Origin of the sequence: Pararhodonellum marinum (assembly GCF_015354735.1) — a bacterium.
GTDB lineage: Bacteria > Bacteroidota > Bacteroidia > Cytophagales > Cyclobacteriaceae > Pararhodonellum > Pararhodonellum marinum.
Map to the genome: position 1 here is coordinate 317,864 of NZ_JACEFJ010000003.1, position 20,313 is coordinate 338,176.

Consider the following 20,313-nt stretch of genomic DNA (forward strand, 5'->3'; position numbering starts at 1 on the left):
CTTGGCGCAGTGGCGGATTTCGGAGCACAAAACTGTCAATACACCACAAAATTTGATGCGAGGTAGAATGTTCAATTAACCACTTCACCCGCCATTGAGCCAAACGCCTGTTGTGAGCAGTTTTTTATTTTCGTTTATTCATATATTTTATTAACAAATTTACAGATTCCAAACTTGTTAAGTAATTATCGGTAAAAGACATCATTTCAACTGAAAATTCTTTTTGTTTTTCAAATCTGTTTTTTAGTTCCGATATGGTTCTCTCAATTTTTGAACCAGACAATGGAAGAACAACACCGAATATTCTTTTACTTAATTTCGTGGATAATTTAAATAGAGCAAAGATAGATTCGATATTTTTTTCGGTTATAAAAGGAACGCCAATTCTTTCTTCTGGAAATGGTCCGTGAAACCAACAATCAAGGGGGTAAATGTCAGCTTCCGGTTTTAATAATTGTTCTCTAATCCTGTCATATTCTTTATCAAACAAGAATGCATATCCAAACCTTTCAAACATTAGAAGGTAAGCATTTTTGATTAGTGCTATTTGCAGTTTTTTCGAATCCACTCTTGTTGGGTTTGGTTCCCAATATGGTTCTTTTGTTCCTTTACCTTTGATAATGTTAATATATTTTTCTAGTACCTCTGGATTATTGTTCTTTTCAGATAGATGTGCTTTTGTAACGCCATTATCTTCAACTACTATCTTTCCATTCACAGTTACATTTAGGGTAAATTTACCTTTCATTTCCGCTCCAGAAATTCGGTTATGGAAATCCATTTCCTTTAATCTTTCTGTTAAGTGCCAGTCAATGTCTCTACCCATTCCATTATTGCACCTTTCGCAGGTTAAAACGATTTGAGAACCTCCTAATGATTTTGGTGGCGCATCTTCGAGACTTAACGGATTCTCAAGTTCTTGATTCAAGTGTTCTTTAGTGAACTTGTCAAGACAAATTGGACAAATGTAATCTCCTTTATCAATCTCAATTTCCTTGGGCAAGATTCCGTTTTCTTTTAAAAACAAAAGATTTTCGGAAAATTTGTCAAAAAGGAATTCTCTTTTATTATCGCCTTTACTCATAGGTTAGTTTAAATTGCTCACAACTACCAAATAACCCCAACCCATTGAGGTTATATCACTTATCTCAATACCTAAAATGCATTAAAATGGCTCAATAGGCAATTTTTAATTTTTGGATAGGATCCGGTAGTGAACGCTTGTCAGCGTATGAAAACTGATTGCGGGGTTGTTTGACAATAGCCCTATTGATGATGCCACTTAAACAAGTCCCCATAAATTAACCGCTTAATCGCTTAGCAAAAAATACCCATTCCAGGGTATTTTTACCAAAATAGGTCCAAAAATTCTCAAAACCTGAGGTGCTTACATGTAATTTTAAAAGGAAAGTTGGATTTTTATCTTTTTGCATCCCATAAAAAAGGAGCGAAGGGGGAGGTTTTTTGCAAACAATATCCACGAATATCCAATATCCACCAATATCCAATATCCATGAATATCCATTTTTAACCCCTTTCAGATCCCGGATAAAGCCATTTCCTTTAAAGCAACCACCAACTGATCCAGTTCCCGGGGGGTGGTGTACACGTTGGGGGTGATGCGGCAGCCTTGTACGCCTGCATAAGCTATGGCCACGGTGTAGATGCCGTAGGTTTCCAGCAGGGTCTTGGCCATTTCGGCAGGAGGGAGGCCTTCTATCCCGACATTGGCGATGGCACAGGCCCTTTCAGCTTGTGCCGGGGTATTGACCTTGATGCCCTCAATCCCCCTTACTTTTTCTGTCCAGTACTGCTGAAGATAACGCAAGCGGGCTTCTTTCCTTTCCGGGCCCAGCTGCTGATAAAAATCAAGGGCCGCGGCTATTGCCAAATCCGTGGCCACCGGATGGGTGCCGACGTGGTTCAAATTGGCAATGCCTTCCCGGTCCAGTTCGTAGGGGGCCAATAATGGCCAGATCTTATCGGTTTTGTCCTGTTGCACATACAGCAACCCGGCTCCCAAAGGGGCACCCAGCCACTTGTGCAGACTGGACCCATAATAATCACAATGCAGGTCTCTGATCGAAAATTGAATGTGCGCAATCGCATGGGCACCATCCACCATCACTTCCACCCCATGGGAATGGGCCATGTCGCAGATTTTACGGATCGGTAGAATCTGACCGGTAATGTTGACCATATGACTGACCATGATCAGCTTGGTCTGCGCTGTGATGGCGGCTTCATACAAGCTGACGATCGCTTCATCGGAAGCGGGGTGAAGCGGGACCTGCAGTACTTTGGTGTTGAAGCCTTTTCGCCGTGCAGTCAGTTCAAACATGTTCATGATGGAACTGTAATCATGGGTGGCAAAGATGACCTCGTCGCCGGTTTGCCATGGATAGCCCGAGATGATCAGGTCCAGGGATTCGGTCGTATTTCTGGTGATGACCAACTCCTCGGCAGCAGCTCCAAATTGATCGGCCAGCTTTTTGGCCACCCGGGCTTTGTTTTCCCATTGGACCGTCCGCATGTAATAGGCCCCTTGGTAATTGACCTCCCTGAGGTGTTGGATGTATTTTTCCAGAACCTCCTCCGGGAGAAAATTGTAATAGCCGTTTTCAAGGTTGATATAATCCGGCTTCAGCTTATAAGCCCGGCGCACCTGCATCCAAAACTCCTCATCCACGGCAAGGTCCTGCGGCAGGGTCTGAACTTTGCTTTTCAAAAGTTCATCCAATCCCAAACCGGGGTAGGCCATGCCTCCCAATCCGAAAAAAGAAAGCTGTTTCAAAAAAGATCTTTTGTTCATGGCCTCATCTTTTTATCCGGTTGAATGCTTTCGGGGACCTGATTCCCATCGGCATGCCCAACCAGGATTTGCTTTTCAATTTGACCAAAATCAGGGAGATATCAAAACTTCATAGTGATCCTCGATAGGGAAGCAGAAGTTAAAAAAATAGGCCAGGAAAATCCTGACCTTTTAATCACCCAAAAAATTACCGTGTAAAAATTAAAACTAATCTGAAATCATTTTTATATACGAAATTTCTTTTGGTTTGGATGGTGGAAGTTGGGAGTTGGGAGTGGGAAGTTGGGAAGTAGGGAGTCCGAAGTTGGGAGTTGGGAATTTGGGAGTGGAAATTGAGGGTGTGGGCGGGATGTTGAATTACCGATTTCTGTTTGCACCGAAAATACGAAAGCAGGGAACATTTTCAATCTAAAATGGATTAAGGATTCAGACAAAACTGTAATCCCCATGAAAATTGAAATTTGGTCAGATGTGATGTGCCCGTTTTGCTACATTGGCAAGAGAAGGTTGGAGGCAGCCCTCAAAGGTTTTGCTCAGGCCGATCAACTTGAGATCGAATGGAAAAGCTTTCTGCTAAATCCCAACATGGCCACTGACCCTGACCGGAATACGTTGGAATACCTCTCGGAAACCAAAGGCTGGAGCATGGAGCAGACCCTGGAAATCACCCGGCAGGTGGTAGAAATGGCGGCGGAGGAGGGTTTGGAATACCACATGGAGCAAACCGTCGTGGCCAATTCCTTTGACGCACACCGCCTGATCCAGTTGGCCAAGAGCCAAGGCAAGGGGGATGAAATGGAGGAAAGGCTCTTTAAAGCATATTTTACAGAAGGTGTAAATATTGCTGATTTTAAGGAACTTAGCAGATTGGCTTCAGAAATTGGATTAAACCAAAATCAGGTGGATCAGGCTTTGATTAAAAATGATTTTAGAGAGGCGGTCTTGGAGGAAGTGAAAGAGGCGGGTCAGTTGGGCATCAGTGGTGTACCGTTTTTTGTTTTTGATCGAAAATATGGGATATCAGGTGCACAGCCGGTAGAAGCCTTTGAAAAAACCCTTCAAGTTGCCTGGGAAGCTTTCCAGGCCAATCAACCCAGCTTGGTCATAACATCAGGCGAAACAGGCGGTGTTTGTGACAGTGAAGGAAACTGTGATTGAAATTGGGGAAAGGTTTTGATACATTTATTTTTAAGAATATCCTGAAACCTGTTACTTTTACCGGATGATGAGAATACTGGTAAATTTACTGATCGGCACCTTGGCGGTTTTGATTACGGGCTATCTATTGCCTGGTGTGTCTGTTACTGATTTTTGGACCGGCGTGGTGATCGCGGCGCTGCTTGCCCTCTTGAATGTTTTGGTAAAGCCGATTTTGGTCGTTTTGACCATCCCCATCACCGTTTTGACGCTTGGTTTGTTTCTTTTCGTGATCAATGCCTTGATGGTGATGATTGTTGCAGAGATCGTACCGGGGTTTACGGTGGGCAATTTTTGGTGGGCCCTGTTATTCAGTCTGATCCTTTCCATCATCAATTCCCTCCTCAGTTCTGTTTTGAGCAAGGCCTGATGGGTCTGTTTTGAAAAGCATAGATTGGTCATTTTGCCGGATAAAATGTCTTTCTTCTCCGTTCTTGCTCAGCACTAAATGAGGTCCAATTTCGCTTTTGGAAACTTCGGCCATCAAGAGGTATTTCTCACCGGTCCATTCTTCCTCTTCTGTTTCCTCCACTTCATAGATTTCAAATTTTATGGAAACAGGAGGGAGGCAATGTTTTTCATTGGCGGACTCCAACATGTACATTTCTTCATCGACATCTATGCCGATGACCTTTCGGTCATCGGAGACCCCAACGACCAAAAGCCCCCCTGCTGTATTGGCAAAGGCACAAAGGGTCTTCGCGATTTTTTCTTTATCCGTAATGCCTTGCTTGAAGTCCAGGGTCAAATCTTCCGGTCTGCGCAGCAATTCTTGGATGTAGTCTTTATTTTTGTTTATACTGAGCATTATTTTTTTGTCAAGATATTTTTTTTTATTATAAATAATTGTAGCTTAATGACTTATATGGATAGCGCATATAATTTTATATAGGTCTTGTTGATTTATACGTTTCTCCCAATACCAATTAATTACAATTTTAAATTTTTAAGTTATGCAGTACAAGAACGAAGGATTTCATCCTGATGTAATTGAGGCATTGAAAAAAGAGATCAATGCATCCGGTAATTTATTCAAAATGGTCAATTCTGAGGACAATTCTGATGAATATGTAAATGTGCTGTTTGTGGGCATGTATGAAGGGAAAGAGGTGGTTTATGATGCCGCTTTGTACACGCTCAGATTGCACCACTCCAGTGAAGTATACGAATTGGCGGAGCACAAGGCTGCCCAAAAATTCCCCAATTTTAAAGGAATAAATTACGAAGAGGATGAAAACGGCAACCTGAAACCCCTCAGCAGTGAAGAGGAGGAAATAGGCTGGTTCATCACCGAAATCATCATGGAAATAGAAGAGGATGAAAGCGTAAAAGTGCAGGAGTTTCTCGATATGGATACCAACCATGATTATGGCATAGGCTTGGATGCTGCGCTCAATGTGGAATACATCGATGACCGGGTGATCAATAAATTCGTCAAGGATTTCAATGAGGACACCCTGGAACTGGATGAAACCCTGTATGCCTTTCAGTCCGAAGAAGAGGACGTGGACGAAGATTAAACATCCTTTTGGAACATTTTATAGGACCACTTGTTGATACAAACAAGTGGTTTTTTTATAACATATGCTCAAAATTGCCTGGTCTCCCCTTTATGCCCACGCCTTGCCTGACGGGCACAGGTTTCCCATGGAAAAATACAATATCCTGCCCGAACAGCTGCTCTATGAGGGTTCGGTGAAAGACGAAAATTTTTTTGAACCGGAAACCTTGGAGGATAAATGGATCCTCAATACCCATGATTCGGACTATTTTCAAAAACTCAAACAACTGTCCTTGAGCAAAGCGGAGATTAAGAAAACCGGGTTTCCCCTGAGCCAGCAATTGGTCGAAAGGGAAATCCACATCATGCATGGTTCAGTACAGGCAGCCTTGTTTGCATTGGAGCATGGCATTGCCATGAACATCGCAGGAGGCACCCATCATGCCTTTACGGATCGTGGAGAGGGATTTTGTTTGTTGAATGACATAGCCATAGCAGCGAATTATCTGTTGGAAAACAAGCTGGTCAAGCAGGTGCTTGTAGTGGACCTGGACGTGCATCAGGGCAATGGTACCGCGGAGATTTTTAAGGACAAAAAGGAAGTCTTCACCTTCAGCATGCATGGTGCGTCCAACTATCCCATGCACAAAGAGGTGTCAGACCTCGACATCGCCCTGCCCGATAGGACAGGCGATCAGGAATACCTCAGGATATTGGAGAAAAATCTTCCCACACTTATGGACAGGGTCCAACCCGATTTTATCGTGTTTCAATCGGGTGTGGATGTGTTGGAATCAGACAAACTGGGCCGCTTGGGCATGAGCATTGCGGGATGCAAGGAAAGGGACAGGAAAGTTTTGGATCTGGCCTTTCGGCATCAGGTTCCCATCATGTGCTGCATGGGAGGGGGTTATTCCGAAAAACTCAGTCAGATCATAGAAGCCCATGCCAATACCTACCGGTTGGCGCAGGAGATATTTTTTTAGAGAATGAGCTTGAAGGTGAAAGTTGATAAACAGATTAACGGGATATCGGAGAACAGAGTATGAGCTCAAAGCATGAAGCTGAAAGGTGAAAGTAGATAATCGGATAAACGGGATATCGGAGAACAGAAAAATAGCTCAAAGTTAGAAGCTCAAAGCTGAAAGCAGATAATTGGATAAACGGATAAACAGGATATCGGAGAACAGATGATTAGCTCAAAGTTCAAAGCTGAAAGCTGAAAGTAGATAAACGGATAAACAGGATATCGGAGAACAGATGATTAGCTCAAAGTTCAAAGCTGAAAGCTGAAAGCAGATAAACAGGATATCGGAGAACAGAATGCGGATTCTGTTTGATATGAACGACTACCATATAGTCCCCCTTCTGGGGGATTTAGGGGGAAAAGAGGAGCTCAATGCTGAAAGCTGAAATTAGATAAACGGATAAACGGGATATCGGAGAGCGGAGAATGAGCTTGAAGCTGAAATTAGATAAACAGATAAACGGGATATCGGAGAACAGATGATTAGCTCAAAGTTCAAAGCTGAAAGTAGATAAACGGATAAACAGGATATCGGAGAGCTGAGAAAGAGCTCGAAGCTGAAAGTAGATAATCGGATAAACGGGGTATCGGAGAGCGGAGAATGAGCTTGAAGCTGAAAGCTGAAAGGTGAAAGTGGGGTTTTTCCTTTGGGAACGGGTTAAAGTCCCGGAGGGACGGCCGATATAATAACCACCGGTTTAAACCGGTGGTTCGGGGACTTCCCCTTCCGGATAAGTCCCGTAGGGACGACCGATATCGTAGCTGTAGCAGATCGGTCGTCCCTACGGGACTTCTAACAAGCAAATTTGTCCAGAATCCATGGGTTGAAACCCATGGTTAGCACATCGGACGCTCCTACGGAGCTATTCTGGAAAATGATCGAAGGTTTAAGCTGAAAGGGGGGACAGGTAAGCAGAGAACAGTGAGAAAGCTCCAAGCTCGAAGGTGAAAGCTGAAAGCATTGAAATCCCGACAACCTGATAACACGACAACCTGACAACAGGACCTTAAGCTCAAAGCTGAAAGCTGAAAGGATAGAAATTTCGACAACCCGACAACCCGACAACCTGAGATTCCGATACTTTAACGATAATTAACGGCTTATCCTGCAAATAAAATTTGAAGAAAGAATAGAATGTTTATATTTGCGCCAAGTTGTATAAATAAACCAATAAAGTGAAGAAACTAACTCGAGTATTAGCAGCATTTGGGGTAACAGCCCTTCTTTTTTCCGCTTGTCAGCAACCTGCTGACCAAAGTAACGCCAATTCTGAAGTGGATTTATCCGAAGTAAGCATCAGCGATCTTAAAATCGCTTATGTGCATACAGACAGTGTAATCAACAACTTCGCCTTTTTTAAGATGAGGTCTGAGGAAATCGCAGACAAAGGCAAGAAATTCGAAAGTGACCTTTCCTCAAGGGCCAGGGGTTTTGAGCAGGAAGTGGCCAATTTCCAGCAAACTGCCCAGAACATGACACCTAATCAGGCCCGCGCCAAGGAGGAGGAATTGATCAAGAAGGAAAGAAACCTGGTAAGCTTTAGAGATAATCTGATGCAGGAGCTTTCTTCGGAGGAATCCCAACTGTACAATGAGGTATATGATCGCATTCAGGAATACCTGAAAGGCTATGCCGAAGAAAACAATTATGAAATGATCCTTTCCTACACCCGAGGTGGGGGAGTATGGTATGCCAATAAAGCCCTCGACATCACCAAATCGGTGACTGACGGAATCAACAAGGCCTATTCCGAATCCGGTGGAAAAATGCCGACCCAAGCAGACACCACTTCACAGAAATAAGTTGACAGCAGGATCAAAAACATTAAACCCAGTTTAAGCTGGGTTTTTTTTTGTCCCAATTTAAATTGGTATTTTTGGGATCGAATTTTAAAACAGCAAATCATGAAAATTACGGAGTTTTTAAAGCACCATTACAGGCATTTTAATGCTGCTGCCCTGATTGATGCAGCCGAGGGATACAAGACCCACTTGGACAACAATGGGAAAATGATGATTACCTTGGCAGGAGCCATGTCCACTGCTGAATTGGGCATTTCTCTGGCTGAAATGATCCGTCAGGACAAGGTACACATCATCACCTGCACGGGTGCCAACCTGGAGGAAGACGTATTCAACCTTGTCGCCCACAATTATTATGAAAGAATTCCGAATTACAGGGAGTTGTCACCTGAACAGGAACAGGATTTGCTGGAAAGACACCTGAACAGGGTGACAGATACCTGTATCCCCGAAATGGAAGCCATGCGGCGCATAGAAAATGTGATTCTGGAGGAATGGATGAAAGCGGACCAAGCCGGTGAACGCTATTTTCCCCATGAGTTTTTCTACAAGATTCTGCTCTCCGGGAAAATGGATGATGATTTCCAGATTGATCCCAAAGACAGCTGGCTGCTTGAAGCGGCCAAGAAGAACCTCCCGATCATCGTCCCTGGATGGGAAGACAGCACGCTGGGCAACATGTATGCGGGCCACTGCATTGCTGAAGATGTGAAAAATGTACATACCGTGAGAAGTGGAATTGAGTACATGATTTTCCTGGCAGACTGGTATACCCGCAATGCTACAGATGATTCAACTGTAGGCTTCTTCCAAATAGGTGGCGGCATTGCTGGAGATTTTCCGATCTGCGTGGTTCCAATGTTGCACCAGGATCTTCAGCGGGACAATGTGCCGCTCTGGGGATATTTCTGTCAAATTTCAGATTCCACCACCTCTTATGGATCCTATTCCGGTGCGGTGCCCAATGAAAAAATCACTTGGGGCAAACTGGGCCTGGATACCCCAAAATATATCATAGAGTCCGATGCCACCATCGTAGCTCCTTTGGTATTTGCCATTGTTTTAGACCAATAAAATGAAAGAAAAGCTTACCCTTCTGAATAAATTTCAAGTAAAAGCATGCATCCTCGTGGTGTCTGCTTTTTTCTCTTTATGCAGTGCCTATTCCCAGGCCTATTACCTCAAAGCGGTCAATTCTGCCTATGATGAGCAGCATCCCGTATTTTCTCCCAATGGTGAACTTTATCTGACAGTGGCCTACCATCCCAATGCCATCCATGGGGCCTATGACCCGGGTGACATTTGGATCAGTACCAAGAATGATTTCAATCAATGGCAGCCGGCAGTTCCGGTATCTGAAATGTCCACCAAAGGATATGATCTGATGATTGGCTTTTTGGATCCCACCAATGTCTTGGTTTATCATGATGGAAAGGGGAGGCCTCAGGGTGTCCATCAATATATTAGGAAGGGCAGCGGCTGGCAATATGAGCGCAAATTGGATTTTGGCAGTTTCAGAAACAATTCCAGCCATTTTAGCGGGCGTCTGGATGCTGCTGGCAATATCCTGGTCATGGCCATGAATACCTTCGGGTCTTACGGCAACGAGGACATCTATGTGAGTTTCAACAAAGGCAACGGTACTTGGACCACCCCCAAGAATCTGGGGCCAACCATCAATACCGACATGCAGGAATTGACACCCTCTCTATCCAAGGACACCAAAGTATTGTATTTTTCCACCAATGGACATGACAGCGAAAGCGGGATGGATGTGTTTTTCTCGGAAAGACTGGATGAGACCTGGGACAACTGGACCCAGCCAGTGCGCTTACAGGACATCAATTCCACAGGGATGGAATTTGCCTACCACATCGATCCGAACAGCCCCTATACTGCCTACCTGACCACAACCAAGGACAGTGAAGGCTATGGGGACATCATCATGCAGAAGGCAGAGGAAATCGTATTGGTGGGAGAGGAGGTCGAAAGACGGCCTATGGCCATAGTCAGGGACAATTCAAGTTTTACTTTAAGCAAAACTGCTCCCCAGGCCACTGAAACCAATCCTTCACAGGTTTTGAAGGAAAACACCACTCAGCCCCCGGTGGAGACGCAACAACTGGAAGTTCCTGCTGAGGACCCAGAAACATTTCGCCTTCAGGTGATCAATAAAGTCAACCAAGAAACCATTCCTTTTCAAATGAGGATTTTAATGGTTTCTGGGGATGAAGTAAAAAGCGAAAATTACCTTTCTGGGATCCATGCCATCGACTTACCTGAAGGCGTCCAAAGCCTTGTGATTTCAGCACCTGGCTTTGTGCCGAATAAATTGCAGGTAAACGATACGGCTACGGGATTGTCAACCCTGGCACTTGTTCCAGCCCAAAAGGGCGCCACCATGGTTTTGGACAACATCTTATTTGAAAGGGGAACTTCTCAATTGGCTGATGATGATTCCAGACGGTTTATCCGGTTTTTGGCTGATTTCATGTCAGAAAACCCATCCCTCAAAGTAAGGCTGGACGGGCATACCGATAATGTAGGCGATGCTGGCCTGAACAAAGAACTTTCTCTAGACCGGGCTGCTGCCATACGCGATATTCTTGTGGAAGAAGGAATCACCTTCGAAAGAGTAAGGATTTCCGGTTGGGGAGGAACAAGGCCCATCACTTCCAATCAAACAGAGGCGGGCAGAAATTCAAACAGAAGGGTGGAAATGGTCATCGAGGAATAGTCTTGACTTAGGTTCAAAAAATGAATTTTAGAAACTGAAGGTTACTCGTCCTCTTCGTGATTCAGAGCGAAGAAGATATGGATGGATATTTGGATATAAACTTCAGATTCCAACTTCCAGCTCCCCACTTCAAACTCCCAGCTTCCAACTTCCAACCCCCCAACTTCCAACTCCCCACTTCCAACCCCCAACTCCCCACTTCCAACTCCCAACCCCCCAACTCCCAACTTCAAACTTCCAACTCCCCATCAAATAAACTAAGGTTTTCCCCGTTCTGCCTCCATAAATTTATCCAACATGCCTTTGGTTTGGGCCTGAAGTTTGGTTTTGAACATGGCCGTACCCCCTAAAAGATAACCTTTCCAACCCAAAGCTTGTCCGGCCCATTTTCTGAGAGGAAAGGAATCTTTGTGAAAAATGATCAATCCATCCTCGAAGGTAAATTCTGCCTTGATGATGTTGTGGACGGGGCGACCGGTTTTTTTGAAGGTATATTTAGCTTCCCACACCGCTTGTACGGAACTTCCTTTAGCATGAATGTCCCGAAAGCTAATGCTCAAGTCCTTTGCACTGAGGCAAAGCATTTTCCACATGGCACCGGCAGCTTCACCTTTTAATATTCCAAAGGCGGGATCTTCAAACACCACCGCCTTGTGATAACAGGCTTGCATACCTTCATAGTCCCTTTTTGAAAAGGACTGATAAAACCGTTCGATCAATTTTTCTTTATCATTCATAAAAAAAATACCAGCCATTTGGCTGGTATTTGAGATTTGAAAGCTTAAGATTTCATCTGGAATTTTATAGGTAGGATATACCTCACATTGACAGGCGCTCCATTTTGCATGCCTGGCTTCCAATCAGGCATGGATTGAACGACCCGGATGGCTTCTTCATCCAAGGTAATGTCTCCGGAAGTTTTGACCACCTCAACATTATCTACCCCGCCATCGGTATCTACTATAAACTGCACATAAGAAGTTCCCTCCACATTGTTGTTTCTCGCTTCACTGGGATATTTGACGTTTCTTTGCAGGTAACGAAACATGGCTGCATCTCCGCCTTCATATGAAGGCATGTCTGAGACCATGGTGTACACGGTCCGTCCTTTTGCATCTTCATAGGTGTTTTCAGCTTCTGTTTTCAGTTCTGAGGTTGCATCCTTCAAGTCTTCCTGAAACTCATCAAAGGTTTCGATCACGCCTGCATTTGGATCCTCGGGACCTACTTCCAAGTCATCCATATCATCATAATCGTCATCCATTCCGTCGATGTCATCCATTTCCTCCATTTCTATTGTATCCTCCTCGGATTCAGCAGATCGGTCAGGATTACAGCTAAGCACTGCAAAACTCAATGCCATAGCAAAACACATAGTTGTTTTTTTCATAAATAAAAGGTTGTTTGGTTTCTACAACCTAAATCTGTAAAAAAAATCTCATTTTTCAAATTTTAGTTCTATTATCTTATTTTTTACAAAAAAATTGATAATAACATCTGGGGGTTCGGCATGTTACACGTATCAATTATTTGGCTTCGGCAAGCCTGACTACAGCAGTTAGGCTCGGCTACGGGGTTTGAGCAGTATTTTCTTCCTTCCGATAAATTTCCTAGCATTTTCCCGCTCCCTGAGCTTGCCGAATGCACAATCAGAAACCCAAAGCAGTATCATCTCCTCTTGGGTCAGCCCCTCCTTCTAACCTGCCATCTTCCAATACAAGGATGGCATCTACTTTACCGATAATCGGCGTGGTGTTTTCATTGATAAAATAGCTCTTCTCCCTCAGTTGGTCTAAGGTCTCCGGAGAAAACCCGGAAGGTTCAAAGGTTACCCAATCGGGGAGCCATTGGTGGTGAAATCGGGGCGCATTGACCGCTTCCTGCATGCCCATTCCAAATTCATAGACATTCAGGATGGTCTGAAGCACTGAGGTGATGATGGTAGATCCACCCGGTGTGCCCACGATCATCCACAATTTGCCATTCTTTTCTACCAGGGTTGGGGTCATTGCACTCAACATCCTTTTCTGTGGAGCAATGCTGTTGGCCTCTGCACCAGTCAGGCCAAACATGTTGGGAACACCGGTTTTGGCACTGAAATCGTCCATCTCATTGTTCATAAAAAAGCCAAGCTCATCTATATAAATTTTAGATCCATAAGCACCATTGAGTGTGGTGGTGACCGCTATGGCATTGCCAAACTGATCTTTGATAGAATAATGGGTGGTCTCTTCCGATTCAGCAAAGAGTAACTCCCCCTTGCTGACTGCTTCGGAAGGGGTTGCCTTTTCAAAGGTAAAGTCAGCCATTCTATCCGTGAGGTAATCTTTATCCAGCATGGCCTCTGTAGGAATCTCAGTAAAGTCCGGATCGCCTAAATAATAATTCCTGTCTGCATAAGCCCTTCTTTCAGCCTCGGTCAGCAACTGAATGTAGGGTGCCGTATTGTGCCCCAAGGTGCCTGGTTCAAAAGGTTCAATCAGGCCCATGATCTGAGCCAAAGTGATGCCCCCGCTGCTGGGAGGAGGCATTGATGTGATGGTCAATTCTTTGTATTGAAAGGTAATGGGTTTTCTCCAAACCGCTTCATAACCTGCCAAGTCCTCCATGGTAATGATGCCTCCGATATGCTGCATGTGGTCAACGAGGATTTGGGCGGTTTCCCCCCGATAAAATCCATCCTTTCCTTCTGCTACCAGTCTTCTTAGGGTATTGGCCAAAACGGGATAACGGATGGTATCTTTTTCTTCAAAAACCCGGGCAAAAAAGGTGTTGATTCCATTGACCTCTATGAATGCTTCACGGTTTCTCTCCAGTCGTTCGGCTTGTTTTTGGGTGACCACCACTCCTTGTTCAGCGAGCGCAATCACCGGTTCGAGAATGCTGGCTACGGATAAGGTGCCAAATTTCCTATGTGCTTCAAAAATACCAGCTACCGTTCCCGGAACTCCCGATGCCAATGCTCCAGAAGTGCTTAAGTTGGGAATGACCTCCCCGTCTTCATCCAAAAACATATCCCGGTGGGCTGCCATCGGGGCTTTTTCCCGATAATCCAGACATCCTGTACTGCCATCAGCCAAACGATACACCATAAAGCCGCCTCCGCCCAAATTTCCGGCAAAGGGAAAAGCAACCGCCAAAGCCATTTCTGTCGCCATCATGGCATCAAAGGCGTTACCTCCTTTTTTCAAAATGTCCAATCCTATTTTCGAGGCTTCCTCCCTGGCAGTGACCACCATGGCCTGTTCCGAAATAAGCCCTACTACCTGCTTTTTCTTGGGTTGACAGGAAAAGAAATGGCACAACAGTCCAAGGGTAAACACCCACCTCAAAAAAGTTCTAAGCATAGAAATCATTCTTCCAACAACGTTTCATTGAACAGTTTCAAAATCCGCTTGTATTCATCTGTCCAGCTACTGGGGGTGACAAAACCATGGTCTTCCACGGGATAAACAGCCATTTCCCAATTGTCTTTTTCCAGTTCAATTAGGCGCTGGGCCAGTCTGACCACATCCTGAAAGTGCACATTCACATCTACCATCCCATGGGCGATCAGCAGATGCCCCTCTAAGCCTTCCGCAAAATAAATGGGAGAGGAGCGTCGATAAGCAATGGGATCATTGAAGGGTTCATTGAGAATGTTGGAGGTATACCCGTGGTTGTAATGCGCCCAATCCGTCACCGAACGCAGGGCGGCCCCGGATTTGAATACCTCAGGGGCATTGAACAAGGCCATCAGGGTCATGAAACCACCGTAACTTCCCCCATAGATTCCAATCCTTGAAGGATCTACATCATAGGTCTCGACGAGATGCTTTGCACCGTCCACTTGGTCGCTGAGGTCTTTTCCGCCCATGTGTCTGTAGATGCCCGTACGCCAATCCCTGCCATAGCCTGCACTTCCTCTGTAATCAATATCAAGGACGGTATAGCCCAAATCCGCCAACAGATTGTGAAACATGTATTCCCGGAAATAAGAGGACCACCATTTGTGGACATTTTGGAGGTAACCTGCTCCATGTACAAAAATCACCGCTGCACCATTGCTTTTAGACGCTTCTGGGCGGTAAAGTCTGGCCGGAACCTGATTGCCATCCTCGGCTGCAAAATGGATGAGTTCAGGTTCACGCCATGCATAGGCTTTGAAAGCTTCTGATTGACCTTCAGTCAATTTTTGTGGTTTTGCTCCAGCCTTGTTTTCCTGCAGGTAGAGTTCCCAAGGCTGATTGCTGAAGGAATGTCTTATGGCCAAGTGCTTTTCGTCAGGGGATAAGCTTACCTCATTGTTGCCGGTCATGCTGGTCAACTTTACCATTTTTCCACCCATCACAGGCATTTTATAGAAATGCCTTTCTCCCGGATCTACCTCAGAGGTGGTCAGGAACCATGATTTTTTGTCTTTGGACAAGGTGGGACCAAAGACCTCAAACTGACCAGATGTCAAGGCTTTCTTCTCCTGTTTTTCAAGATCAAAAAGATACAAATGGGAATATCCGCTTTCTTCAGACTGGAAATAAATGTGCCTGTTGTCCGGCAACCAACCCATGGTGCCAAGTCCTGAATAACTCCCAATACCCGGTCCGGAAATCCAAGCCTCATCCCGCTGCCGGTCCAAAGTTTTTAAGCTGCCATCTTCTAAGTTGAGTTGGCAAATCCATCGGTCTTTGTTGTCATGAGAGCGGATGTTGACCACTGCATTTTCGCCATTAGGTGAAAACAAAGCTCCGTAAACATTGACCGCCCTTGGTTTGGCTTCCCATTCCTGATCTGGATAATCAGCCGTGTAATCCGGTAAATCGCTGATCCCGGGCAATTCATCAGTTTTAATGATCCATACCGTATCCTTTTCCAAATGATAAAAGGCCAAATCCACGGTCAGTTGATCATCGCCCACCTTGCTTCTTGACGGTAGGTTTACGGTATAGCCGCTTGCATCCACGTAATCCGGTACATTGGTCCGTTTATTTTCGGTTTGGGATATCAGGTTAAAAGTCACATAAGTGCCATTTGGAGAAATCTGAAGGTTTGTGATGGTTTTTCCTTCAGCAAAAAAAGTAAATTTTTCTGCCTCCTTGGTGGCTTCTCTGTAGGCTTTTGCCTGTTCTTTTTCAGTTTCTCTTTCCTTGATGATGCCCAAAAGTTCCAAATTGTCTTCCTTCAACCAATCTCCCCTTTTGTCAACCTTATCTTCTTTTTCTTTTTCGGCTTTACCGCTTTCTATTTGGGTTAGCTTTTTGATGCTTCCCGTTTCCAGATTCAATACAAAGGCATTTTTTCCGGCTTCAAATCCCACCAACTTTTCATCCAGCATGTACATTGGATTGGTGATTCTGGCCGGCAGTTCCAGAAGTTGCTTTTTTGATTTGGACCTTAAGTCATATTCATACAAGATGCCGTTTTCAGTAAATAATTTTTTGGTTTTCTGAAGATTGTAAGTACCGGCAGAAGGGAGCATTCTTTGTTCCTTGATGTCCACCTTGCTGATTAGCTTTGGGTTGCTGAGTGCAATGGCATGTAAGGAATCTGATTTGTCATCTCCTGATCTATATTGAAAGAAGATTTTTTCACCATGTTCATCCCATCGGACATCCGTGGGAAAAATACCCATCCAACTTGGGTCTTGCATGATTTTTTCAATACTGAGGTCTGATTGCCCATAGGTGTTTGGCAAGGCCAAAAGCATAATTGCAATCAGGGCGATATGATTTTTAAGCATAGGAAAATGTAAGGGGGTTCGACAGATTATTTTAGGATAGACGTGTGCCCATAAATTCATTCAATTCTCTTTCAATGGTTTGGATATGGTCATCAAGTTCCTGGAATTTTTTTGGGTAGGATCCCAAAACATCTGCTTCTATCTCTTCCAGAATCTTCTTGGTTTTGATAGCTCCGATATAGCTCATGCTTGGTTTGGACTTGTGGCATTTTTTCTTGACCATTTTGTAATCTTCGTTCTGAAAAAGTGTCTCCAGTTGTTTCAATTCCTTTAAATTGGTATTGATGATGATTTGCAGCATTTGGTGCATCATTTCCTCATCTTCTCCAAAAAAATGATAAATACTTTGTTCATTGATAAGCATAATGATCTTCTTATTTAAGGCAGACGTTAAAATTAAGCAAAAACCAGTTATTTCAAATTGAAAATTACAATAACGGTACGGTAATATAGACTTTTGGAGTTCAGTAATTGTTGGCCTTCAGGTTGGTCACATAGGCAAGTTTGTTTTTAATCCACCAAATTTAAACTAATTTTGATGCGGGAAAACCGAAAGCCAAATTTTAGGGTTATACATGCCGATGAACAAAAACAAATTGATATTTCTAATTCTGGCGGTCATTTTTATGATCATTGTAATCATCGTGGGATTAGATATGTCTTCAAAAACCACTTTTCCCGGTTCTAAAGGAAATCTCAAAGAAAGAATTGCACCCAGTGATTCAACTTCCCTAAGCAATGAGCAAAAAAAACAAGATAAACATTGACCACATAGATTTGGAGAAGATGAAGGAAAAAACCAGCGATCAACCTGGTTTGATTCCTTATGCCCATCATGCTGGCAGTGGGCTGATCCGTCCGGAAGACAAGGGCAAAATCACGGGAAGGGCTGTTTCGGCCATGCATTCTCAGACAGACATGCAGATGGCGCAGATCTATCAGCAGATGCAGTTGCTAGCTGATCAAGCCAAGAATATTCAGAAGAGGGTGGAGATTTCTGAAAGAATCTATCAAGCTTCCATCAGCTTTGAACCCCTGATCAACCATATTTATTACCTTTACGAAAAGATTGATGGCAGTGATTTTTTGAGTATGGTGGCCCCCGAGGAATGGGGGAGAAAGAAACCCTACACGCAGTTTGTCGCTGAGATCAAATTACTGGCAGACCATACCTGGGATGTCATCAGAAAAGGAACCTAAACCCTTTCCCCTTGCACCAAATTAAGGTAAAAAATCTTCTCCAAATGCTGGAAACCGAAGGTTTGGAATTTGAACCGGATTTCAGGCTGGATGTTGTCCCGGGTCTTTGGGATCACAAATCCAAGAACATGCTTCAAACGGCTTATCTGGAATTGGGAGGAAAAGGGGAAGCCGTGAGCCTGGAAAGGTTGAAGTTTGATTTCAAAATTGATCGATATCTTTTTGTCTATGATGGTGCTTCTCACTTTAATAGGTACAGGTTAAGTACTTTAAAAACAGATATTTATAGTACTTTCAATTTTCCTTGGGTCCTTGCTTACCGTAAACTTTGCAGGCAATGTGAAAAAGAGTGCCTGAAATCAGGAGTGCAGGAAAGAACCTGGTTTGGACCTCCCTTGGCCGCCAAATGCTTTGGGCCATCCTCAGATCCGGGAGATTTGTATGGAAATGGTTCTTCAGGATGGAAACTCAATGCCTTCAATGACATGCAATATGATTTGATCAGCAGGCTTAGCGGATTTATCCTTATTCGCATTCCCATGTATGAAACCCTGTTTACAGGCGGATCGCTCAAAAAAATAGATCAGCTGTTGCTTCAACCCCAGGAAACCCATCAAAAAGCTTTGGCCAACTGGATACGAAGAATCATTGCTCAGTAGACATGATGGCTTTGAAGTCCGAGTGACAAAAAAGCCTATCCAATTTGCTGGATAGGCTTTTTGTATGTGGATGTTTTAACTTCAGGGATTCATGGCCACCAACTTCACATCAAGTTGCACCTCGTCGTAGATCAGCTTATCTGCCAGATTTTCAAAGTAATTGCCGGACCGGTATTTGATGTCATATTGAGTCCTGTCAAAGGTGATGGCAGCAAGGGCTACATACTTTCCGTTTTCCAGCTGAACTTTGGCTGGAAAACTAACCGGTTTGGTGACTCCTTTTATGGTCAGATTTCCAGTTACTTCATAATCAGTCCCATTGCTTGATTTGGCTTCAGTGATCACAAAATTGGATTTTGGATAATTATCCACCGAGAAGAAATCATCAGACTTCAAATGATCAACCAATCTCTTGTTGGAAGCTTCATTGGTCAGGTCTTCGCAGGTGATAGAGGCCATGTCTATGACAAATGAACCTCCAGTCAGCTTTCCAGCATCCATATTTAAGTTGGCTTCATCCAACAAAACTTTGCCATGGTGTCCACCTGTCAGTTTTGTGGCTTTCCAGGTAAGTGTACTCTCTGATTTGTCAATAGATAAGGATTCAGGTTCTATCTTTTCAAGTGGAAGGATTAAGGTCCATAAAAACCCGATGGTCAAGAGTAAGTTAAGTTTCATAAGAAATTGATTGAGAGGATGTAGGATTTAATTGGTCTTAAAACTGACTGTATTTAATTTTCAAATTTAGACCTTTCTCAACCAAAAAAGTTTAATGCCCATCTCCAAATTAAAATCCGATTACTTCAAAGGTAAATTTTGGATTTATTCGGATTATTTTGGCATAAACTTTCTGATCTTAGGGTTTTTAACCTAATGCCTTATGAGAAAAGCCCGAAAATTTCCCGGTCTATTTTCTCAACTATGAAGGCAAAATCCTCCTGTCGGGAGACGAAATCCAGCTGATTGACATCAAGGATCAGCAATTTACCGTGTGAATAGGATTCAATCCAATCCTCGTAGTGGCTGTTCAGGTTTTTGAGGTAATCGATCCGGATGGCATTCTCGTAATCGCGTCCGCGCTTTTCGATCTGCCCCACCAATTTGGGAATATCTGCCTTGAGGTAAATCAAAAGATCCGGTGCCTCGACATGGTCAATCATCGAACGAAACAAATTGAGATAATTCTGATAATCCCTTTCCGACATGTAACCGGACTTGTACAGGTTTGCCGCAAAGATATAGGCATCTTCGTAGATGGTCCTGTCCTGAACCACCGAATAGGGGCTGTTTCGTATGTTTTGGACCTGTTTGAAGCGGCTGTTTAGAAAATACACCTGCAAATGAAAGGCCCAGCGCTTCATGTCCTCATAAAAATCCGCCAAATAGGGATTGTCATCCACAGATTCAATTTCTGCCTTCCAACCAAAATGTTTGGCTAGTTTTTCGGTCAGGGTGGTTTTACCACTCCCTATGTTTCCTGATATGGCGATGTGCATGTGAAATGAGTTGGTGAAGTCTTGCCGGATAAAATAACCTCGGTAGACTTTAATCAAAAGCAAAAAAATCCAAGAAAGTTCGGGAAGATCAGGGATTATTTGGATTAATTGTTTTTGCTTCAGTAGCCAGCAGAAGGTCTTCTGTTCAAGTAACAGGTAGGTTGA

20 protein-coding genes are annotated in these 20,313 nt (G+C 43.8%); 9 read left to right on the top strand and 11 right to left on the bottom strand.

Annotated elements, in window-relative coordinates; genetic code table 11:
- Positions 1-124: 124 nt before the first annotated feature.
- Together H1A14_RS08465 and H1A14_RS08470 are read right to left on the bottom strand one after the other, a co-directional pair.
- The gene (locus H1A14_RS08465; protein ID WP_194775800.1) at positions 125-1,084 is read right to left on the bottom strand and encodes a hypothetical protein; all 960 of its coding nucleotides are present in this window, start codon (positions 1,082-1,084) and stop codon (positions 125-127) included.
- Positions 1,085-1,537: 453 nt separating this feature from the next.
- The gene (locus H1A14_RS08470) at positions 1,538-2,812 is read right to left on the bottom strand and encodes an aminotransferase class V-fold PLP-dependent enzyme (protein ID WP_194775801.1); all 1,275 of its coding nucleotides are present in this window, start codon (positions 2,810-2,812) and stop codon (positions 1,538-1,540) included.
- Positions 2,813-3,259: 447 nt separating this feature from the next.
- Here H1A14_RS08470 and H1A14_RS08475 point away from each other — a divergent pair, with 447 nt between their 5' ends.
- Together H1A14_RS08475 and H1A14_RS08480 are read left to right on the top strand one after the other, a co-directional pair.
- Complete coding sequence (locus tag H1A14_RS08475; protein WP_194775802.1) at positions 3,260-3,970, top strand: DsbA family oxidoreductase; 711 nt, start codon at positions 3,260-3,262, stop codon at positions 3,968-3,970.
- A 67-nt stretch (positions 3,971-4,037) separates the two neighbouring features.
- On the top strand, positions 4,038-4,379 hold the full coding sequence (locus H1A14_RS08480) for a phage holin family protein (RefSeq protein WP_194775967.1): 342 nt from the start codon (positions 4,038-4,040) through the stop codon (positions 4,377-4,379).
- On the opposite strand, the gene H1A14_RS08485 is transcribed toward H1A14_RS08480, so the two are convergent.
- The gene (locus H1A14_RS08485) at positions 4,317-4,817 is read right to left on the bottom strand and encodes an AlbA family DNA-binding domain-containing protein (protein WP_194775803.1); all 501 of its coding nucleotides are present in this window, start codon (positions 4,815-4,817) and stop codon (positions 4,317-4,319) included. The two genes, H1A14_RS08480 and H1A14_RS08485, sit on opposite strands and share 63 nt — an antisense overlap.
- 145 nt (positions 4,818-4,962) lie before the next feature.
- Here H1A14_RS08485 and H1A14_RS08490 point away from each other — a divergent pair, with 145 nt between their 5' ends.
- The 5 genes from H1A14_RS08490 (at position 4,963) to H1A14_RS08510 (ending at position 11,077) form a co-directional block, all read left to right on the top strand.
- Entirely contained in the window at positions 4,963-5,529 is a 567-nt protein-coding gene (locus tag H1A14_RS08490) for a hypothetical protein (RefSeq protein ID WP_194775804.1), read from the top strand.
- 64 nt (positions 5,530-5,593) lie between these two features.
- Positions 5,594-6,496: a histone deacetylase family protein gene (locus tag H1A14_RS08495; protein WP_194775805.1), complete on the top strand. Its 903-nt coding sequence runs from the start codon at positions 5,594-5,596 to the stop codon at positions 6,494-6,496.
- A gap of 1,217 nt (positions 6,497-7,713) precedes the next feature.
- Positions 7,714-8,340, top strand: coding sequence for an OmpH family outer membrane protein (locus H1A14_RS08500; RefSeq protein WP_194775806.1), 627 nt, complete (start codon positions 7,714-7,716; stop codon positions 8,338-8,340).
- A gap of 102 nt (positions 8,341-8,442) precedes the next feature.
- A complete protein-coding gene (locus tag H1A14_RS08505) occupies positions 8,443-9,414 on the top strand; it encodes a deoxyhypusine synthase family protein (protein ID WP_194775807.1) in 972 nt (323 codons plus the stop codon).
- Between the two features lies 1 nt (position 9,415).
- On the top strand, positions 9,416-11,077 hold the full coding sequence (locus tag H1A14_RS08510; protein WP_194775808.1) for an OmpA family protein: 1,662 nt from the start codon (positions 9,416-9,418) through the stop codon (positions 11,075-11,077).
- Between the two features lie 41 nt (positions 11,078-11,118).
- Here H1A14_RS08510 and H1A14_RS08515 read toward each other — a convergent pair whose 3' ends face one another.
- The 6 genes from H1A14_RS08515 to H1A14_RS08540 all read right to left on the bottom strand — a co-directional run bounded on the left by H1A14_RS08515 (position 11,119) and on the right by H1A14_RS08540 (position 17,157).
- Positions 11,119-11,310: a hypothetical protein gene (locus H1A14_RS08515; RefSeq protein ID WP_194775809.1), complete on the bottom strand. Its 192-nt coding sequence runs from the start codon at positions 11,308-11,310 to the stop codon at positions 11,119-11,121.
- Between the two features lie 24 nt (positions 11,311-11,334).
- Positions 11,335-11,832, bottom strand: a complete 498-nt coding sequence (locus H1A14_RS08520; protein ID WP_228527683.1) for a nuclear transport factor 2 family protein — start codon at positions 11,830-11,832, stop codon at positions 11,335-11,337.
- 26 nt (positions 11,833-11,858) lie between these two features.
- The gene (locus H1A14_RS08525) at positions 11,859-12,467 is read right to left on the bottom strand and encodes an energy transducer TonB (protein ID WP_194775810.1); all 609 of its coding nucleotides are present in this window, start codon (positions 12,465-12,467) and stop codon (positions 11,859-11,861) included.
- 259 nt (positions 12,468-12,726) lie between these two features.
- Positions 12,727-14,424 carry a gamma-glutamyltransferase gene (gene ggt, locus H1A14_RS08530; RefSeq protein ID WP_194775811.1) on the bottom strand — a complete coding sequence of 566 codons (1,698 nt, stop codon included), beginning with the start codon at positions 14,422-14,424 and terminating at the stop codon, positions 12,727-12,729.
- Positions 14,425-14,429: 5 nt separating this feature from the next.
- Positions 14,430-16,793: a S9 family peptidase gene (locus H1A14_RS08535; RefSeq protein ID WP_194775812.1), complete on the bottom strand. Its 2,364-nt coding sequence runs from the start codon at positions 16,791-16,793 to the stop codon at positions 14,430-14,432.
- Positions 16,794-16,824: 31 nt separating this feature from the next.
- On the bottom strand, positions 16,825-17,157 hold the full coding sequence (locus H1A14_RS08540; RefSeq protein ID WP_228527685.1) for an Hpt domain-containing protein: 333 nt from the start codon (positions 17,155-17,157) through the stop codon (positions 16,825-16,827).
- Between the two features lie 374 nt (positions 17,158-17,531).
- Between H1A14_RS08540 and H1A14_RS08545 the strand changes: the two genes are divergently transcribed.
- Positions 17,532-17,993, top strand: a complete 462-nt coding sequence (locus H1A14_RS08545) for a DUF2452 domain-containing protein (protein WP_194775813.1) — start codon at positions 17,532-17,534, stop codon at positions 17,991-17,993.
- Positions 17,994-18,037: 44 nt separating this feature from the next.
- On the top strand, positions 18,038-18,652 hold the full coding sequence (locus H1A14_RS08550) for a DUF7255 family protein (protein ID WP_228527687.1): 615 nt from the start codon (positions 18,038-18,040) through the stop codon (positions 18,650-18,652).
- Between the two features lie 81 nt (positions 18,653-18,733).
- Here the strand turns inward: H1A14_RS08550 and H1A14_RS08555 are convergent, their stop codons facing one another.
- Both H1A14_RS08555 and H1A14_RS08560 read right to left on the bottom strand, forming a co-directional pair.
- Positions 18,734-19,330: a YceI family protein gene (locus H1A14_RS08555; protein ID WP_194775815.1), complete on the bottom strand. Its 597-nt coding sequence runs from the start codon at positions 19,328-19,330 to the stop codon at positions 18,734-18,736.
- A gap of 200 nt (positions 19,331-19,530) precedes the next feature.
- Positions 19,531-20,148, bottom strand: coding sequence for a deoxynucleoside kinase (locus H1A14_RS08560; protein WP_194775816.1), 618 nt, complete (start codon positions 20,146-20,148; stop codon positions 19,531-19,533).
- Positions 20,149-20,313 lie beyond the last annotated feature (165 nt).

What these genes read in the sequence shown, in the direction of transcription:
- H1A14_RS08465 (WP_194775800.1), bottom strand. Translation starts at nt 1,084, where the DNA reads ATGAGTAAAGGCGATAATAAAAGAGAATTCCTTTTTGACAAATTTTCC.
- H1A14_RS08470 (WP_194775801.1), bottom strand. Translation starts at nt 2,812, where the DNA reads ATGAACAAAAGATCTTTTTTGAAACAGCTTTCTTTTTTCGGATTGGGA.
- H1A14_RS08475 (WP_194775802.1), top strand. Translation starts at nt 3,260, where the DNA reads ATGAAAATTGAAATTTGGTCAGATGTGATGTGCCCGTTTTGCTACATT.
- H1A14_RS08480 (WP_194775967.1), top strand. Translation starts at nt 4,038, where the DNA reads ATGAGAATACTGGTAAATTTACTGATCGGCACCTTGGCGGTTTTGATT.
- H1A14_RS08485 (WP_194775803.1), bottom strand. Translation starts at nt 4,817, where the DNA reads ATGCTCAGTATAAACAAAAATAAAGACTACATCCAAGAATTGCTGCGC.
- H1A14_RS08490 (WP_194775804.1), top strand. Translation starts at nt 4,963, where the DNA reads ATGCAGTACAAGAACGAAGGATTTCATCCTGATGTAATTGAGGCATTG.
- H1A14_RS08495 (WP_194775805.1), top strand. Translation starts at nt 5,594, where the DNA reads ATGCTCAAAATTGCCTGGTCTCCCCTTTATGCCCACGCCTTGCCTGAC.
- H1A14_RS08505 (WP_194775807.1), top strand. Translation starts at nt 8,443, where the DNA reads ATGAAAATTACGGAGTTTTTAAAGCACCATTACAGGCATTTTAATGCT.
- H1A14_RS08510 (WP_194775808.1), top strand. Translation starts at nt 9,416, where the DNA reads ATGAAAGAAAAGCTTACCCTTCTGAATAAATTTCAAGTAAAAGCATGC.
- H1A14_RS08520 (WP_228527683.1), bottom strand. Translation starts at nt 11,832, where the DNA reads ATGGCTGGTATTTTTTTTATGAATGATAAAGAAAAATTGATCGAACGG.
- H1A14_RS08525 (WP_194775810.1), bottom strand. Translation starts at nt 12,467, where the DNA reads ATGAAAAAAACAACTATGTGTTTTGCTATGGCATTGAGTTTTGCAGTG.
- ggt (WP_194775811.1), bottom strand. Translation starts at nt 14,424, where the DNA reads ATGCTTAGAACTTTTTTGAGGTGGGTGTTTACCCTTGGACTGTTGTGC.
- H1A14_RS08535 (WP_194775812.1), bottom strand. Translation starts at nt 16,793, where the DNA reads ATGCTTAAAAATCATATCGCCCTGATTGCAATTATGCTTTTGGCCTTG.
- H1A14_RS08540 (WP_228527685.1), bottom strand. Translation starts at nt 17,157, where the DNA reads ATGCTTATCAATGAACAAAGTATTTATCATTTTTTTGGAGAAGATGAG.
- H1A14_RS08545 (WP_194775813.1), top strand. Translation starts at nt 17,532, where the DNA reads ATGAGCAAAAAAAACAAGATAAACATTGACCACATAGATTTGGAGAAG.
- H1A14_RS08550 (WP_228527687.1), top strand. Translation starts at nt 18,038, where the DNA reads ATGCTGGAAACCGAAGGTTTGGAATTTGAACCGGATTTCAGGCTGGAT.
- H1A14_RS08555 (WP_194775815.1), bottom strand. Translation starts at nt 19,330, where the DNA reads ATGAAACTTAACTTACTCTTGACCATCGGGTTTTTATGGACCTTAATC.
- H1A14_RS08560 (WP_194775816.1), bottom strand. Translation starts at nt 20,148, where the DNA reads ATGCACATCGCCATATCAGGAAACATAGGGAGTGGTAAAACCACCCTG.